Genomic DNA, 16,468 nt, shown 5'->3' on the forward strand with positions numbered 1-16,468 from the left:
GGAGTTCGGGCGCGTTAGAAGCCAGCCCGAACTCCCAAAACGACGTTCCGTCCTCGTAGCGGTGACGCATTCTTGATGAAAGATGCGTGATTGAAGGCGAGCTCGTTAGTCAGGTTTGTACCCCTCAGGAATACTTCTGCCCGCTTCTCGGCGCCAAGATCGAGATGATAGGCCATGGTCGCGTTCACCATATTGTAACTGGGCGTCCGCGTCTCGAAGTCCGCGACTTTGTCCTGGTTGAAGACGTGGAAGTACTCGATGTCGGCAGAGAGCGGCCCGAAGTCTCCATCAAGCCTTCCGCCCAGTCGCCCCGCCGGGATGCGCGGGAGGTTGCCTCCGTCATCCTTGATCTTGGCGCGCACATAGTCTCCGAAGACTGCGGCCGCGAAATAAGGAGCGAATTGGTGCCGCACCTCTCCCTCCACGCCTGAGAACGTCGCGTCGACCCCGCTGTAACGGATCAGCCGGAAGTCCTCGAACCGGTCGAGAGTGCTTGCATAGATGTAGTTGTCGAAGTCCTGGTGGTAAGCGCCGATGGTGAAGGTGGTGGCGCCATCGGTCTTGCGAAAGGTCAGATCCACCGAGCGCGATGTTTCCTTGCCGAGCGTTGCTGAGCCCAGCTCAAAAGTGTTGGTCGCCAGGTGAACGCCGCGCGCGTAGAGTTCCTGAGCGTTCGGAGCGCGCTGGGACCGCGCCAGCGAGAGCGCCAGTGAATAGTCGTCCTTGATCGACCACACTGCCGCACCCGAGAAGGAGAAGGGATTGTGTTCCGCACGGCGGTTCAGGGTAGTTTCGATGCTTTGCCACTCCTGGCGGCCCGCAAGCTCGAAGCGGACCGGCCCGGCTTGTAGCGTTTCCATCAGATAGAGCGCAGTGTTCCGGGTTTCACTCCGGGGCAGGAATGCCTCTTCGCCAAGTGCGCTGAAGTCACTTTCGGAGTGCTGGACACCCAGAACGCCACGTAGTCCTGCAACAGGCTTGTGTGTCAGCTCGAAGCGGATGTCGTGCGCCTTGTTCTTGAAGGTGGTGGAGACTTCGCCCTCTTCGATCTCGTCGTGCTCGTAGTCGGTGAAGGACATCCGGAACCGCACCTTCTCGAAACCAGGAAGCGGGTCGCGGTACTCGCTGCGGATATCGAACCTGTTGCTGCGAAGTTTTACGATCGGGACTTCATCGTGTTCGTGGCCATGCTCATGGTCATGACCATCTTCCTCTTCCTCGCCATGTGAGCCGCAGTGCAGGCTGGTGCCGTGCGGATGGCAGCTCTCGTAATCATGCTCGTGTCCGGGCAATCCGTACTCGCTGCGCTGACGTGTGTAGGCTACGCCCAGATAGCCGCCGTCGCCCACCCATGACGCGCCCAGGCTGACGGTGTTCGTGTCATTGAATGAGCCGTCCACACGATCTTCGCCAAAGGCGCTGGGAACGCGGTAGTCACTCGTGTTGCGGTAGACGCCCTCTGCTCTGAGTGCGATGGGGCCGACTGCAACGGTAACGCCTCCCACGGCGGTACGCTCGTCGTCCGCGGTGCCCAGCCGCCCCTCGACAGCTGCGGTGATCCCTCCGTTCGGAAGGCTGGTAGGCACCTTCTCATCCAGGAGGTTGATCGCGCCTCCGATGGCACCACCACCGTAGATCAGCGCTGCCGGTCCTCGCAGGACTTCGATGCCACGCAGCAGTAGAGGTTCGGTTGTGACCGCATGATCCGGCGAGATCGTGGAGGCATCCTGAAGGTTAGAGCTGTCCGCAAGCGTCTGCACGCGCGGTGCCGTCTGGCCGCGTATGACCGGCCGCCCTGCGCCGCCGCCGAAGTTGTCGAAGTTGATGCCGGGCTGACCGGCGAGGGTTTCACCCAAGGTGGCCTGGCGACGGTGCACAAGTTCATCATCGGTGATCGTCAGAACCGGGGTCGCGGTCTCGTCTGCACGCTGCCCAAGAGGCGAGGCCGTTACGATGATATCGCCGGCGCCGGCATTGCCGCCCTGATCGGCCTTTGCGACCTGGGGCAGGAGCGCGGACAACGACACGGCTGAAAACAGGATGCTGCGAATGTTCACTGAGACGACCTTCTACCGATGGGTGCGGCCCCTCTATGTGATGATATATCGTTGTGCAAGTGAGAATGAGACGATGGCTATTCGGGGGTAAGCCGGACCCGACGGCCTATCCCTTCCAGACACGGGGGCGCTGATAGCGGCGGTTGTGGAGGTACAACATAAATGCATTGGAGCTCAGTGCAGATATTCTACTATATAGGTGGACAATTAGAGGGAGCACCTGTGTATGGACTTTGCCAGTCTCGATGCGTCAGCAATTCTGCCGTTCGTTGCGGTCGGATTTGCTGCCCAGGTGGTGGACGGCGCTTTGGGAATGGCTTTCGGCGTCATCTCGAACACGCTGCTTGTGGGTGTGCTTGGCGTGCCGCCTGCTCTGGCCTCGCAGCGCGTACACCTCGTGGAATGCTTCACCACAGGTGTCTCGGGCATCAGTCACCTGTTGCACGGGAACATCGACAAGCGGCTGTTCCTGTGCCTGCTCGTTCCCGGGATCATCGGCGGGGTGCTGGGCGCCTATGTCTTGTCTTCGCTCGACGCCAGTTTGGTAGAGCCCTTCGTGCTGCTCTATCTTACCGGGATCGGCATTTGGCTGCTCATACGGGGGCTGCTCTATCCCCCCAAGCTGAAGGAGGCGAAGCTCATCGCGCCCTTGGGCCTCGTCGGAGGGTTCCTGGATGCCGCTGGCGGCGGAGGCTGGGGGCCAGTCGTCACATCCAACCTGCTGATCCAGGGTGCTGATCCCCGCAAGGTGGTAGGGACCGTTAACTCGGTCGAGTTCTTCCTGACCCTGACGGTATCACTGGCATTTATCCTGCACCTGGGCATCGCCGACGTGGCTGGTGCAACTTTGGGATTGCTGGTGGGTGGCGTGCTGGCGGCTCCGATTGGAGCGTGGGCTGCGAAGCACATTCCTGCCAAGCCGATGCTGATCATGGTGGGCGTTGTGCTCACACTGACCAGCGCATTCGGGATCTACAAGGCCTGGTTCTGAAAGAAGGCCTGGTTCTGAAAGGCCTGGTCCGAGCGGGCTCGCGTCAAGCAGCAGGGCTGGAGCGTCTCCACGTTGAGCGGAGACGCTCCAGATTTCCTCGCCTCATGTATCGAACCGTCGACCGGCAACGGTCATCTTGAAGAAGATGCCCTAGCCGACGACGCCGGCAGCAGCGAGGACGGCGCTGGTCAGCACGTCAGGGGCGATCGCGGTCATCGGCACCACTTGCACCGGTTTTTCCATACCGATCAACATGGGGCCGATCGTTGTCGCCCCGGCGAGTTCCCGCAGCAGCTTTGCCGAGATATTCGCAGACTGCAGGCCGGGCATCACCAGCACGTTCGCTGGGGCCGAGAGGCGCGAGAACGGATAGAGCTTCATGATGTTCGGGTTGAGCGCAGCGTCAGGCGCCACCTCGCCCTCGTACTCAAAGTTCTGCTCTTCCGCATCGAGGATCTGCACGGCACCCCGAATGTTGTCGAGCCATCGTCCCGAGGGATTGCCGAAGGTCGAGTAGGAGAGGAAAGCTACGCGCGGTTCATGGCCCAGACGCTGGGCCACGCTAGCGGTTTCGCGGGCGATAAGCGCCAGATCTTCCGAACTCGGGCGTTCGTTGATCGTCGTGTCGGCAAGAAACACAGTGTAGTTCTTGCCCACGATCATGTGGATGCCGAAGGGCAGCGCGCCGGGCTTCGGGTCGAGTACGCGCCGCACTTCCTTCATGGACTGTGCGAACGGTCGAGTCATGCCCGTGATCATCGCATCGCCCACGCCCAGCTTCAGGAGACCCGATGCAAAGACGTTGCGATCCTGATTGACCATGCGGCGCACGTCGCGTTCCAGATAGCCGCGGCGCTTCAGGCGCTCGTAGAGCATCTCCACCATGGGTTCGACATGTTCGGATCCCAGCGAGTTCTCGATTTGGTAGGTCTCCGGATCGGAGACGCCCAGCTCTGCCATCTTGTCGAGGACGGCCTGTGTGCGGCCGACGAGCACCGGCTCACCATAGCCGAAATCGCGATATTGGATGGCCGCGCGCAGAACGACCTCATGCTCGGCCTCGGCAAAGATCACCCGCTTCGGTTCCTGCTTGACCTGGGCATAGACGTTGGTGAGGACGGACGTGGTGGGATTGAGCCTGCTCTTGAGCGCGTGACGGTAGGCGTCGAAGTCTTCGATCCGCGTCTGCGCTACGCCGCTTTCCATCGCGGCCTTAGCAACGGCGGAGGGCACGCGCTCCATCAGCCGCGGATCGAAGGGGGCGGGGATGATGTAGTCGCGCCCGAACTGGTGATTCTTCCCGTAGGCCGCCGCAACTTCCTCCGGCACCTGTTCGCGGGCAAGCTCCGCAATGGCGCGGGCCGCCGCAATCTTCATCTCTTCATTGATCGCCGTGGCCCGCACGTCGAGCGCCCCACGGAAGATGAAGGGGAATCCGAGTACGTTATTGACCTGGTTCGGATAGTCCGAACGGCCGGTTGCGACGATCGCGTCCGGGCGGACCCCCATGACTTCGGGCGGGGTGATCTCGGGATCGGGATTGGCCATGGCGAAGATGATCGGTTGATCCGCCATCTCCTTGACCATCTCAGGCGTGACCGCGCCCTTGACGGACAGTCCCAGGAAAATGTCCGCGCCCTTCATCGCGTCCGCCAGCGTGCGCGCGTCCGTTTCGATGGCGTGGGCCGATTTGAACTGATCGACGCCGGCGCGGCCCTTATAGATCACGCCCTTGCTGTCGCACATGGTGACGTTTTCCTGCCGCACGCCCATCGACTTGATGAGTGCCGTGCAGGCAAGCGCAGAAGCGCCCGCGCCGTTCACCGCGACCTTCACGTCCTCCAGCTTACGGCCGGTGATGAAGCAGGCATTGAGGACGCCCGCCGCCGCGATGATCGCGGTGCCGTGCTGGTCGTCATGCATGACCGGAATATTCATCCGTTCGCGCAAGGCCTGCTCGATGATGAAGCACTCTGGCGCCTTGATATCCTCAAGGTTGATGCCGCCGAAGCTCGGCTCCATCAGCGCGACCGCTTCGATGAAGGCCTCCGGGTCTTCGGTGGCGAGCTCGATGTCGATCGAGTCGACATCGGCGAAGCGCTTGAACAGCACCGCCTTGCCCTCCATCACCGGCTTCGAGGCAAGTGCGCCCAGGTTGCCCATGCCCAGAATGGCGGTGCCGTTGGAAATGACGGCGACAAGGTTGCCCTTGGCGGTATACTCGTAAGCATCGCCGGGATTATCGGCGATCGCCTGCACGGGAACTGCGACGCCAGGAGAGTAGGCGAGTGACAGGTCGCGCTGGGTCGCCATCGGCTTGGAAGCGATGATCTCAATCTTACCAGGACGGATGGTCCGGTGATAGAAGAGCGCCTCGCGCTCGGTAAACTGGACCCGGTTCTCGTCGGACACGCGCAATCTCCCGCAAACGCGCCTGCCCCTAACCAATGTTAGCCACTCTTGGTAGGGGAAAGCTGGCCTGCCATGCTTTCCGAATCGCCGCAGAGGACGCTAACCGTGCGGGCGATGGCAGATGCTGCAGCTCCGACTCCCATGATGGCTCAATATCTCGCGCTGCGGGAGGAGGCGGGCGACTGCCTGCTCTTCTATCGCATGGGGGACTTTTTCGAGCTGTTCTTCGACGACGCGAAGAAGGCTGCTGCGATCCTCGACATCTCGCTGACCAGCCGCGGCGAACATGCAGGGGCGCCTATTCCGATGTGCGGCGTTCCGGTTCACTCGGCAGAGAGCTACCTTGCCCGGCTGATCCGGGCAGGCTGCCGCGTCGCGATTGCTGAGCAGACGGAGAGTCCTGCCAAAGCCAAGAAGCGGGGCGGCTCCAAGGCGCTTGTCGCCCGTGACATTGTCCGTTTCGTCACTGCGGGCACTCTGACCGAGGAGGCTCTGCTGGAGCCGCGCCGGGCCAACATACTCGCGGCTGCGTGCGAGTTGCGCGGGCAGGTGGGCATCGCGGCGTGCGACATTTCGACAGGCCGGATGGAACTGGAGGAATGCGCGCCGGATCGGCTGGCCGCGGCCCTTGCGCGCCTGGGGGCGAGTGAGCTGGTGGCGCCAGAAGGTTGGGAGCATTTGCCGGATGACGCTATTGAGCGCCCAGCACGAGAGTTCGCCAGCGATGCCGGCGAGGCCCGGCTGAAGGCGATCCACTCTGTTGCCACGCTTGACGGCTTCGGGGTGTTTTCGCGCACCATGCTGGCTGCCGCGGGTGGGCTGATCGCTTATCTTGACCACGTCGGGCGCGGGAAACTGCCGCTGCTGCTTCCGCCCGAAGTGCGGGCAAGCGGCGCTGCCCTGGCAATGGATGAGGCTACCCGAGCCAGTCTGGAGATCCTGCAGTCTGCGCAGGGCGGCCGCAAGGGGAGCCTGATCGATGCCGTCGACCGTTGCGTGACAGGCGCCGGGGCGCGTCAGCTGGCGGAGGATCTGTCAGCGCCGCTGTTGGACCGACAGCAGATCGCGGAACGGCTGGAACTCGTCGGATGGCTTCACGAGGATGCACTGCTGCGTGAGGACTTGCGAGCATCCCTGCGTTCCATGCCCGACATTGGACGTGCTCTTGGCCGGGTGGTCGCAGGTCGGGGTTCCCCGCGTGATCTCGGGCAGCTGCGTGACGGCCTTGGCGGCGCGCGCACGCTGCATGAGCGGCTTGTACGAAAGGATGAGTTGCCCGTCCTCCTGACGCGCCTTTTGCCCGCCCTTGCCGGTCATGGCGCTCTGGTGGACCTGCTCTCGCGCGCACTCGTGCCGGCGCCTCCGACCGAGCGGAATCAAGGTGGATATATAGCGGAAGGCTATGACGGCGCGCTGGACGAACTGCGCAGGACCGCAGGCAACGCGCGCCGGGCGATCGCCGCACTGGAGGCGAAATACCGGGAAGAAACCGGCGTCGCGGCGCTGAAGATCAAGCACAACAACGTTCTTGGCTACTTCGTCGAGGTTCCCCAGCGCCACTCCGACAAGCTGCTCCTGCCGGACAGCGGCTTCACGCATCGTCAGACGATGGCCGGTGCGATGCGCTTCAATGCATTGGCGCTGCACGAGGAAGCGAGCCGGATCACGGAAGCGGGCGCTCACTCGCTCGCCGCCGAGGAAGCGCATTTCGAGGAACTCGTTACGGCGGTCGTCGAGGCGCGCAATGCGATAGCGGCGACGGCAGCCGCTCTTGCTCGGATAGACGTGGCCGCGGGGCAGGCGGAGCGGGCTGCCGAAGGCGGCTGGTCGCGGCCCGAAATTGTGGAGGAACCCTGCCTTTCCATCGAGGGGGGGCGACACCCCGTGGTGGAGGCTGCGCTTGCCGTTCAGAGCGATCGCTTCGTGGCGAACGACTGCCGTCTTTCGCCACAGGACCGGCTATGGCTCATCGGTGGCCCCAACATGGGCGGTAAGTCGACCTTCCTGCGGCAGAACGCCCTTATCGTGCTGCTTGCCCAGGCCGGAAGCTTTGTCCCTGCCCAGTCTGCACGCATCGGCCTGGTCGATCGCCTGTTCAGCCGCGTGGGAGCTTCGGACAATCTGGCGCGGGGGCGTTCGACCTTCATGGTGGAAATGGTGGAGACAGCCGCGATCCTCTCGCAGGCGACCGAGCGCAGCTTCGTTATTCTGGACGAAGTGGGACGTGGCACATCCACATACGATGGCCTCGCTCTGGCATGGGCCGTGGCCGAGGCGGTGCACGAGACAAATCGCTGCCGCTGCCTGTTCGCAACGCACTATCATGAACTGGCGCGTCTGGCGGAGACCTGCGATGCGCTTTCCCTGCACCATGTCCGTGCCCGCGAGTGGAAGGGCGAGCTTGTGCTGCTGCATGAACTGGCCGAGGGTCCGGCGGACCGCAGCTATGGGCTCGCTGTCGCACGGCTGGCGGGGGTACCGGCGAAAGTCGTGTCGCGCGCCAAGTCTGTACTCGACAAGCTGGAGAAAGGCCGCGCCGAAACAGGTGGCCTCGCGGCCGGGTTGGGTGATCTTCCTCTCTTCGCCGCGGCTGAAGCAGCGCGCGAGGAAGTCTGTGACATATTGCGCGAACGCCTGAAGGGTATCGACGTCGACGCGCTCAGTCCGCGCGAGGCACTGGACCTGCTTTACGAGTTGAAGCTGCAGGCAGTGGCCGAGTGACCTCTCTCGCCCGTCGGGGAACGGGCGAGAGGAGCTGTGACCAGCGGATCAGCGTGTGGGAACCGGCTTCTCACCCGAGTAGTCGTAGAAGCCCTTGCCGGTCTTGCGGCCGTACCATCCCGCTTCGACGTACTTCTGCAGCAGCGGCGCCGGGCGATACTTGGGGTCGCCTGTCGTGGCGTGGAAGACCTTCATGATCTCGTAAAGGGTGTCGAGCCCTACGAAGTCGCACAGGGTCAGCGGCCCCATCGGGTGGTTAAGGCCGATCCTGCAGCCAGCATCGATGTCCTCTACGGAGCCCAGCCCCTCTCCCAGCACGAAGATCGCTTCGTTCAGCATCGGGCACAGGATGCGGTTGACGACGAAGCCCGGGGCATCGCCGGCGAGCACGACGGTCTTGCCGAGCTTCTCACCGAAGGCCTTCATCCGATCGATGGTGTCCTGTGAGGTGGCGAGGCCGGGGATGACCTCTACCAGGCCCATGACGGGTACCGGGTTGAAGAAGTGCAGTCCGCAAAAGCGCGTCGGATCAGGCGAGTTGGCCGCCATCCGGGTGATCGGAATGGAACTGGTGTTCGAGGCCATGATCGCATTCGCGCCCAGAACCTTGCCGGCGGCTTCGAAGATCTTGGCCTTGATGTCCTCGCGCTCGGTCGCGGCCTCGATGATGAGGTCGGCCTTTTCCATCGGCGCGTAATCGCCCACGGCGGAGATGCGGCCCAGCAGCGCGTCAGCATCCGCCTGGCTCAGCTTTTCCTTTGCGACCAGCTTTGAAAGGCTTTTGCCGATGCCCGCTTTGCCCTTTTCCGCGAGTTCAACCGAGACATCGGACAAGATCACATTCATGCCCTTGGATGCGACGGTCTGGGCGATGCCCGCTCCCATGATACCCGCACCGATGATCGCGACTGTCTGCACGCCAAGCCTCCCTTGCTGAACTGTTCGCGGGCTGACTAGCGGCAATGCTCCGGCAAGGGAACCGGCAGTCAGATGCGCGCGTACACAAGCAAGGCAGGCTACCTGCTGGTGCTTGAGCGGTGCAGCCTAGCCTAGCCAGCCTAGCGGTTCTGGCCGGGTACCCAGAGCACGTCTCCGCCCGCGCCCGCATTGATGGCGCGCGCCAGGACGAAGAGATAGTCGCTCAGCCGGTTGATGTAGGCCAGGGCGGCAGGGTTCACCGGGTCGCTGGCGGCCAGGGCAGTTGCCGCACGTTCCGCCCTTCGGGCGGACGCGCGGGCGATATGCACGCGCGCAGCGGCCTCGCTTCCGCCCGGGAGGATGAAGCTGCGCAGCGGTTCCAACGTTTCGTTCAGCGCATCAATCGCGCCTTCCAGCCACTCCGCCTGAGAGGCAACGATGCGAAGCGTCATTTCACCGGGTGTGAAATCCTCGCCCGGCGTCGCGAGATCGGCGCCCAGATCGAACAGGTCGTTCTGGATCCGGGTGAGCGTGTCAGCATGGGAGCTGCCCTGCAGCGCACAGACTGCCAGACCGATCGCGCTGTTCGCTTCATCGACGGCGCCAATCGCTTCCATGCGCGCGGCATGCTTGGGCACACGAGAGCCATCGACAAGGCCGGTCGTGCCGTCGTCTCCGGTACGGGTGTAGATGCGGTTGAGGCGGACCAAGGCTTAGCGCGATGCCGCCAGCAGTACCGCGACGACAACCACTGCGGCCGCCTGGTACTTGATGCGCGCGAACATCATCTTGTTCTGCATAAGCTGCATCTCGGTTGCACTCGCGCCCGAGTCGCGTTCAAGATCCATCTTCGTGCTCTTGAGGAAGGCGACGATGCCTCGCACGAGGCTCACCACCACCATGATCACCAGCGCGATGATGATAGGGACAAGGATATAGGTCATGTCTCGTGATGTAAGGCGTTTGACACAGAAATGCCAGCCGGGAGCCGCCCGTCCCTGAGGGCAGCGGCCAGAGCCTTGCCGTCCTCTCCCGCTCGGCGACGATCTGCCACCGAAGCCGTTCCGCGCCGCTTCGCGAGCTTGCGCCCATCGGGCTCGACCAGCAGGTCATGGTGATGCCAGGTGGGGACCGGCAGATCGAGCAGCGCCTGGAGCAGGCGGTGAACGTGGCTTGCGGGAAACAGGTCTAGCCCGCGTGTCACGAGTGTCACGCCATCGGTCGCATCGTCCAGCGTCGCGGCGAGATGGTAGCTCGCCGGCAGATTCTTGCGCAGGAGAACCACGTCCCCGAATATCTGCGGCGTGGCGAGCTGCGGGCCTGCTCTTTCGTCGATCCAGTGCAGAGGGCCCACAAGCGTGATCGCCCGCTCCATATCGATCCGCCAGGCGGCGCCGGCAGGGTCGACGTCGCGCTGCTTACAGGTGCCGGGATAAATCGGACCGTCCGGCCCTCGTCCTGCTGCCGCTTCGGCGATTTCACTGCGCGTGCAGTGACAAGGGTAGAGCAGTCCCATGTCCTTGAGCCGCTCACCCGCGGCGGCGTAGCTGGCAAGGCGTTGCGACTGGAACACCGCCTTCTCGTCCCAGGCCAGGCCCAGCCACGCAAGGTCTTCCATGAACTCCGTGACGGCTTCAGCCCGGCTTCGCTCCCCGTCGATGTCTTCGATCCTGAGCAGGAAGGTGCCGCCGCGTGATCGCGCGATGTCGTGGGCCGTGACAGCTGCGTACGCGTGTCCCAGGTGCAAGGAGCCATTGGGGCTGGGGGCAAAGCGCGTGCGGACCATCTTGAACCGGTCTACCCGTGCAGGCGGGGGCCGCAAGGCGTGTCGTCTTGTGGATTGTGACTGCCGCTGCGAATCCATGGCTTGACGCGAATTCTCTTAGGTGCTGGAAAAGCCATCATGGTTTGCCATCAAACCGCAATGTCGGCCTGCAATAGGAGGCCATGCTCAAGTCGGAGCTGATTGAGCGCGCGGCTCGTTTCCGCAGCGCCGAGGAGGATCCCTCCCGAAGTCTTGCCGACTGTCCTGCTCTCGTTCTGAACGCAGACTACACGCCGCTCTCGTATTATCCGCTTAGTCTCTGGCCGTGGCAGACGGTGATCAAGGCTGTCGTGCTTGAGCGGGTCGATATCGTCAGCTCCTATGAGCGGGTTGTGCACTCGCCAAGCTGGTCGATGCAGATCCCCTCGGTCATCGCCTTGCGGCAATATGTGAAGCCTTCCGAGTTTCCGGCGTTCACGCGCTTCAATGTGTTCCTGCGGGACCGTTTCAGCTGCCAGTACTGCGGCAGCCAGCACCACCTGACGTTCGATCACGTCGTGCCTCGGCGCCTTGGGGGGCGCACGAGTTGGGAGAACATCCTCACGGCGTGCGCCCCGTGCAATATGAAGAAAGGCGGCCGTACGCCGAAGCAGGCCAAGATGCCGCCGATCGTCAATCCGATCCGCCCAACAAGCTGGCAACTCCAGGAGCGCGGCCGCGCCTTTCCGCCCAATTACCTGCACGAGACCTGGCGGGACTGGCTCTACTGGGACGTGGAGCTGGAGGCATAAAACGCAGAGGCTAGTGCACCGTTTCGGCTGCCGGCTCTTCTTCGTGTCTGTCCACAACGGTCGTGATCGCGACGTCCATGGTGACATTGCCGATCGTGCGCATCAGATCCGGGAGCATCTCAACGGCGACCAGCAGGGCGAGCGGCTCCACTGGAACACCCATGGCGATCGCGATCGGGCCTGCCGAAGTCACGAAGCTGATCGCGCCGGGAAGCGAGACGGCGCCGAAAGTCGTTGCAAATGCCGTGAGAGCCCCCACGGCAAGGGCCGTGGGCGTAAGCGTCACACCGGTCAGGTGCGCTGCATAGATCACCACCGCCATGTTCATGGCAGGGCCAGTCGAGCGGAACAGCGCGACCGCCAAGGGTAGTACGAACTCACTCGTGCTCTCCCGCAGTTCCAGCCTGCGGCAGGACACCAGCATCGCAGGGAGGCTGGCGAGCGACGACTGGGTGGAAAAAGCCACGGCCTGAGCCGGCAGCATCGCGCGCGCAAACGCAAGCGGTGAGCGGCCTCCCGCAAACACGGCGAGCGCGTATCCGCCCAGAAAGATGACGCTGCCAACGCAGGTGACGATTACGACGTAGTGCGCCAGCGCTCCGATGGCCGCACCGCCGCTGCTGACCGCGACGGCAAAGGCGAGGCCGAAAACGCCGACCGGAGCAACTGCGAGGACCCAGCCGATCACCACCATCATGGCTCCGGCTATGGCCTCGAACAAGACGGCGAGACTGCGCCGAGGAGCTTCCGCCAGTCGGGTGGAAGCCACGGCCAAGAGCGCAAAGAACACGATCACCGGCAGCATGGCGTTTTCGGCGGCCGCCGCCACGATGTTGCCCGGGATCAGCGATGCCAGGAAGTCGGCGGCGCCGGGCACTGGACCAGGATCGGCATTCTGCGCACCCATGGCGGCCGCTGCATTGGGCGGCACCGGAGAGAAACGGAGCAGCAGCGGCGTCAGGACTGCGCCCAGAGCTGCGCTGGCAACCAGGATCCCGAGAATCAGCCCGAGTGCACGCCTTGCCGTGGTGCCTCCTCTGGCGGCCGCGATCGTCTCCACCACACCGTTGAACAGCAGCGCCGCGACCAAGGGCAGGATGGTCATCGTAAGGGCCTGAAGCCACAGTCTGCCGATCGGTCCGGCCACTGCCTGAATGGGTGCTGCGCTGGGGCTGGTCCTCAAGACCCAGCCGAGAACGAGCCCCAGCCCGAGACCAAGGAAGGTAAGGCCGGCGGGGACGCGTATTTCCGGCATGCGGGTCGCACTGCTCTCAGCGGTCATACTGCTCCTGGAGGTCTCGAAAGAATGCTTCTAGCAGCCGTTCGCGACATAGCAATTTGTGAGCCATCAGTGTTAGGGAGCCGCAGGTAAGGAGCGCACATGGCCAAGCAATTCTTCGGTACCGACGGCATTCGCGGCCGCACCAATGCAGGCGTGATGACGGCAGTCACGGCGATGAAAGTGGGGCAGGCGGCAGGTACGCGGTTCCTGCGCGGGGATCACCGCCACCGCGTCGTCATCGGCAAGGACACGCGCCTGTCCGGCTATATGCTGGAAAACGCCATGGTCGCCGGGTTTACGTCAGTCGGGATGGACGTCGTGCTGCTGGGTCCGATGCCCACGCCTGCCGTCGCGCTGCTGACGCAGGAACTGCGGGCCGACGTGGGCGTCATGATTTCCGCAAGCCACAATCCCTATGAAGATAACGGCATCAAGCTGTTCGGGCCTGACGGGTTCAAGCTTTCCGACGCAGACGAACTGACGATCGAGGCCATGCTGGGTGAGGATCTCGGGCTTGCCCCCTCTGCGGAGATCGGCCGAGCGCGCCGGATCGAGGATGCACGCGGACGCTATATTCACGCTGTGAAGCAATCGCTGGCCAAGGCGATCCGGCTGGATGGTCTCAAGATCGCGCTCGATTGCGCGAACGGCGCTGCGTATCAGGTCGCCCCTTCCGCGTTCTGGGAGCTCGGCGCCGAAGTGGTGGCGCTGGGAGTCGAGCCGAACGGCAGGAACATCAACCTGAACTGCGGGTCGACCCACGTCGCCGCGCTGCAGGAGACTGTGGTCGCGTCTGGGGCGGATATCGGCATCGCGCTGGACGGTGACGCGGACCGCCTGATCGTGGTCGATGAAAAGGGCCAGATCGTCGATGGGGATCAGATCATGGCGCTGATCGGCAGTGAGTGGGCGGCACAAGGGAGGCTCGCAGGCGGTGGTGTCGTCGCCACGGTCATGTCCAACCTGGGGCTTGAGCGCTTCCTCCGCGGGCACGGTCTTGATCTCGTGCGTACTGCGGTGGGGGACCGTCACGTGCTCGAAGCCATGCGCAAGGGCGGATACAACGTGGGCGGCGAACAGTCGGGTCATATGATCCTGCTGGATCACGCAACCACGGGCGACGGCACGGTCGCGGCGCTGCAGGTGCTCGCCGCCTTGGTGCAGTCAGGTAAGCGTGCGAGCGAATTGCTGCACCTGTTCGATCCGGTTCCGCAACTGTTGCGAAACGTGCGTTTCGCCGGCGGAAAGCCGCTTGAGGCGGACAGTGTGAAGGCTGCGATCGCAGATGCGGAAGCCTCGCTGAACGGCAGCGGACGCCTGGTGATCCGCCCCTCGGGCACCGAGCCGGTCATCCGTGTCATGGCAGAAGGCGACGACGCCGATCACGTCGAAGCGGCTGTGGCCTCGATCTGCGCCGCTGTCGAGAAAGTAGCGGCGTGATGTCCTTTGCCAAAGCGCGGAAGGAGCGCTGAAGACGATGTTGGAGATGCGCCCCGATTGCGAACGGTGCGGTGTGGACCTTCCAGCCGAGCACCCCGGCGCGTTCATCTGCAGTTTCGAGTGCACATTCTGTGCCGAATGCGCGGATGCGCTTGACGATCTGTGCCCCAATTGCAGAGGCGAACTGGTGGACAGGCCGACAAGGGCCAAGCGGCACCACGCGGACAATCCACCTTCGTCACAACGCCGGTTCAAATCCGCATGACAGAGGCCCAACGGCCGCCGCGCATCCTCGCCATCGCCGGTTCCGACAGTTCGGGTGGAGCGGGCATCCAGGCGGATATCAAGACGATCACAATGATGGGCGGCTTCGCGATGACCGCAATCACTGCCATCACCGCTCAGAACACGCTGGGAGTCACGGGCGTGGATGTCATCTCGCCCGAAATGGTGGCAGCCCAGATTGACGCCTGCATCTCAGACATCGGCGTCGATGCCGTAAAGATCGGCATGCTCGGCTCGGCCGCCGTGGCACACGCAGTGGCAGATCGGCTGGAGGCGCTTTCCGTTCCGGTCGTCTTCGACCCGGTCATGATCGCCAGCAGCGGCTCGGTGCTCGCGGACAAGGAGACGATCGCCGCATTCGAACGGCTGATGACGCTTGCGGCGCTCACCACTCCTAATGTGCCCGAACTCGCGGCGCTGGGCGGCCCCGAAGCGATGGCCCTCAGAAACGTGACCTATCTTGCGAAAGGGGGCGATGCCCCTGGCGCTGTGGTTTTGGATCGCCTGTTAAACGCCGGTCAGTCGCCGATCGAGTGGCGGGCGCCACGGATCGTTACGCGCCATAGCCACGGCACTGGGTGCACGTTGTCGAGCGCGATTGCCACGAGCCTCGGCAGAGGCGTCGACCTTCGGTCGGCGGTCGAACAAGCGCGTGCATTCGTGCGCGCTGCTCTTGAGGCTGCTCCTGGATTTGGGGCCGGGCACGGGCCTATGGGCCACCAGGCCGTGCGCCTCTGATCAATCGCTTACGCCGTCTCGGGCACAAGGCGCAGCCGGTCCCAAGAGACGTCTGCACCACCCCGGCTACCCTCGATGAATCCGGACTTCGCGAGATAGCCTGGGTCTATCAGTCCGGTGCTCGACCAGTCCCGAACGCAAAGCCTTTCCTTGATCTTCCACCCGCCATCTTCGCGGGCCAGCGTATCAACGTATCGGCCGCCAAGTTGCGTCATACGCTCGCCTTCATCGCTGTCGCTGATGAGGGTCGCGACAAAATAGGTCTCCGCCGCTGCACCAGTGCCGAAGACGCGAATCAGCGACTGTCCCAGTTGATGGCTGACGACCCGCGTGGTTTGGCGCGCCTGCTCGAGAATGACTTTGGCGAACATGCGACCATCGCACTTGTTGGGGCCGTGATCGTCCCACGACTCTTCGCAGTACACGCTCGCCATTTCCGCTATGTCGGCGCGGTCGCAGCCGTGGCAGTACATGGCGAGCGTCTGGCGAATTTGGTGATGATCCCACAACTCCTGCAGCCGTCGGTTGTCGTCGAGGTCCACGCGCGCTCTCCCTTTTGGTTTTGCGTGCAGGCTATGCCTCGAGCGGATGCGTGCCAAGTCCTCGGTTGGGATCAACCGCGACCAAAGAGGCAGTCAATCACGTCCCATCGAGAGGGCTAAATCGCTGAGAGCTTTCGAGAGTCCCCGCGCGAGCTCTGGCGGTTCAGGTGACACGTCGGCAATTGCGCGCTGCATCGCCTCGGCCCACTGACCGGCGACGGCTCGGTTGATGGTGAAAGGTGCGTGCAGGCTCATCATGCAGCGGCCAGGATTGGCTTCGAACCAGTCCCGCGGTCCGCCCGCCCAGCCGGCAAGGAAAAGCGGCAGTCCCTTGCGCATGGGCGCAAGGTCCGCCGCGTGCATGGCTCGCAGTTCCGCATAGGCGGGGTCGCTATCCATAAGATCGTAGAAGCGGTTGCAGATCGCTTCCATGGTCGCATGGCCACCGAGTCGGTCGAAAGGCGTGGCCGGCTTTGTTGTGGTTTCGTTGGTCACGGGCGGGGGAGCTTCGGACTGCACATGCATC

15 protein-coding genes are annotated in these 16,468 nt (G+C 63.4%); 6 read left to right on the forward strand and 9 right to left on the reverse strand.

All coding sequences use genetic code 11. The features are described from left to right. Positions 1 to 14: 14 nt before the first annotated feature. The gene (locus ABUH87_RS06415) at positions 15 to 2,057 is read right to left on the reverse strand and encodes a TonB-dependent receptor domain-containing protein (protein WP_367771398.1); all 2,043 of its coding nucleotides are present in this window, start codon (positions 2,055 to 2,057) and stop codon (positions 15 to 17) included. A 226-nt stretch (positions 2,058 to 2,283) separates the two neighbouring features. Here ABUH87_RS06415 and ABUH87_RS06420 point away from each other — a divergent pair, with 226 nt between their 5' ends. Then, entirely contained in the window at positions 2,284 to 3,048 is a 765-nt protein-coding gene (locus tag ABUH87_RS06420; RefSeq protein WP_367771400.1) for a sulfite exporter TauE/SafE family protein, read from the forward strand. Positions 3,049 to 3,198: 150 nt separating this feature from the next. Here ABUH87_RS06420 and ABUH87_RS06425 read toward each other — a convergent pair whose 3' ends face one another. Then, the gene (locus ABUH87_RS06425) at positions 3,199 to 5,460 is read right to left on the reverse strand and encodes an NADP-dependent malic enzyme (RefSeq protein WP_367771402.1); all 2,262 of its coding nucleotides are present in this window, start codon (positions 5,458 to 5,460) and stop codon (positions 3,199 to 3,201) included. A 141-nt stretch (positions 5,461 to 5,601) separates the two neighbouring features. Here ABUH87_RS06425 and mutS point away from each other — a divergent pair, with 141 nt between their 5' ends. Continuing rightward, on the forward strand, positions 5,602 to 8,181 hold the full coding sequence (gene mutS / locus ABUH87_RS06430; RefSeq protein WP_367772157.1) for a DNA mismatch repair protein MutS: 2,580 nt from the start codon (positions 5,602 to 5,604) through the stop codon (positions 8,179 to 8,181). Between the two features lie 48 nt (positions 8,182 to 8,229). Here the strand turns inward: mutS and ABUH87_RS06435 are convergent, their stop codons facing one another. From ABUH87_RS06435 to gluQRS, 4 genes are all read right to left on the reverse strand, one after another. Beyond that, positions 8,230 to 9,099: a 3-hydroxyacyl-CoA dehydrogenase family protein gene (locus ABUH87_RS06435; RefSeq protein WP_367771405.1), complete on the reverse strand. Its 870-nt coding sequence runs from the start codon at positions 9,097 to 9,099 to the stop codon at positions 8,230 to 8,232. A 140-nt stretch (positions 9,100 to 9,239) separates the two neighbouring features. Then, positions 9,240 to 9,809 carry a cob(I)yrinic acid a,c-diamide adenosyltransferase gene (locus tag ABUH87_RS06440; RefSeq protein WP_367771408.1) on the reverse strand — a complete coding sequence of 190 codons (570 nt, stop codon included), beginning with the start codon at positions 9,807 to 9,809 and terminating at the stop codon, positions 9,240 to 9,242. 3 nt (positions 9,810 to 9,812) lie between these two features. Next, entirely contained in the window at positions 9,813 to 10,043 is a 231-nt protein-coding gene (locus tag ABUH87_RS06445) for a hypothetical protein (RefSeq protein ID WP_367771411.1), read from the reverse strand. Beyond that, a complete protein-coding gene (gene gluQRS, locus ABUH87_RS06450) occupies positions 10,040 to 10,885 on the reverse strand; it encodes a tRNA glutamyl-Q(34) synthetase GluQRS (protein WP_367772160.1) in 846 nt (281 codons plus the stop codon). The genes ABUH87_RS06445 and gluQRS overlap by 4 nt, the downstream gene beginning before the upstream one ends. A 161-nt stretch (positions 10,886 to 11,046) precedes the next feature. On the opposite strand from gluQRS, the gene ABUH87_RS06455 reads away from it, so the two are divergent. Continuing rightward, positions 11,047 to 11,655, forward strand: coding sequence for an HNH endonuclease (locus tag ABUH87_RS06455; protein WP_367771414.1), 609 nt, complete (start codon positions 11,047 to 11,049; stop codon positions 11,653 to 11,655). A gap of 10 nt (positions 11,656 to 11,665) precedes the next feature. Here the strand turns inward: ABUH87_RS06455 and ABUH87_RS06460 are convergent, their stop codons facing one another. After that, positions 11,666 to 12,937, reverse strand: a complete 1,272-nt coding sequence (locus ABUH87_RS06460; protein ID WP_367771417.1) for a dicarboxylate/amino acid:cation symporter — start codon at positions 12,935 to 12,937, stop codon at positions 11,666 to 11,668. Positions 12,938 to 13,036: 99 nt separating this feature from the next. On the opposite strand from ABUH87_RS06460, the gene glmM reads away from it, so the two are divergent. Genes glmM through thiD form a run of 3 tightly spaced genes read left to right on the forward strand, consistent with a single transcriptional unit; the run spans position 13,037 to position 15,400 of the window. Further along, positions 13,037 to 14,377, forward strand: a complete 1,341-nt coding sequence (gene glmM / locus ABUH87_RS06465; protein ID WP_367771420.1) for a phosphoglucosamine mutase — start codon at positions 13,037 to 13,039, stop codon at positions 14,375 to 14,377. A 37-nt stretch (positions 14,378 to 14,414) separates the two neighbouring features. Further along, positions 14,415 to 14,642, forward strand: a complete 228-nt coding sequence (locus tag ABUH87_RS06470) for a DUF1272 domain-containing protein (protein WP_367771423.1) — start codon at positions 14,415 to 14,417, stop codon at positions 14,640 to 14,642. After that, entirely contained in the window at positions 14,639 to 15,400 is a 762-nt protein-coding gene (gene thiD / locus ABUH87_RS06475) for a bifunctional hydroxymethylpyrimidine kinase/phosphomethylpyrimidine kinase (protein WP_367771426.1), read from the forward strand. Before ABUH87_RS06470 ends, thiD begins: the two co-directional genes overlap by 4 nt. Before the next feature lie 8 nt (positions 15,401 to 15,408). Here thiD and ABUH87_RS06480 read toward each other — a convergent pair whose 3' ends face one another. Then, on the reverse strand, positions 15,409 to 15,942 hold the full coding sequence (locus ABUH87_RS06480) for a nuclear transport factor 2 family protein (protein WP_367771430.1): 534 nt from the start codon (positions 15,940 to 15,942) through the stop codon (positions 15,409 to 15,411). Positions 15,943 to 16,035: 93 nt separating this feature from the next. Then, positions 16,036 to 16,467: a group II truncated hemoglobin gene (locus tag ABUH87_RS06485; RefSeq protein WP_367772162.1), complete on the reverse strand. Its 432-nt coding sequence runs from the start codon at positions 16,465 to 16,467 to the stop codon at positions 16,036 to 16,038. Between the last annotated feature and the right edge of the window lies 1 nt (position 16,468).

Origin of the sequence: Novosphingobium rhizovicinum, from assembly GCF_040813635.1 — a bacterium.
Lineage (GTDB): Bacteria > Pseudomonadota > Alphaproteobacteria > Sphingomonadales > Sphingomonadaceae > Novosphingobium > Novosphingobium rhizovicinum.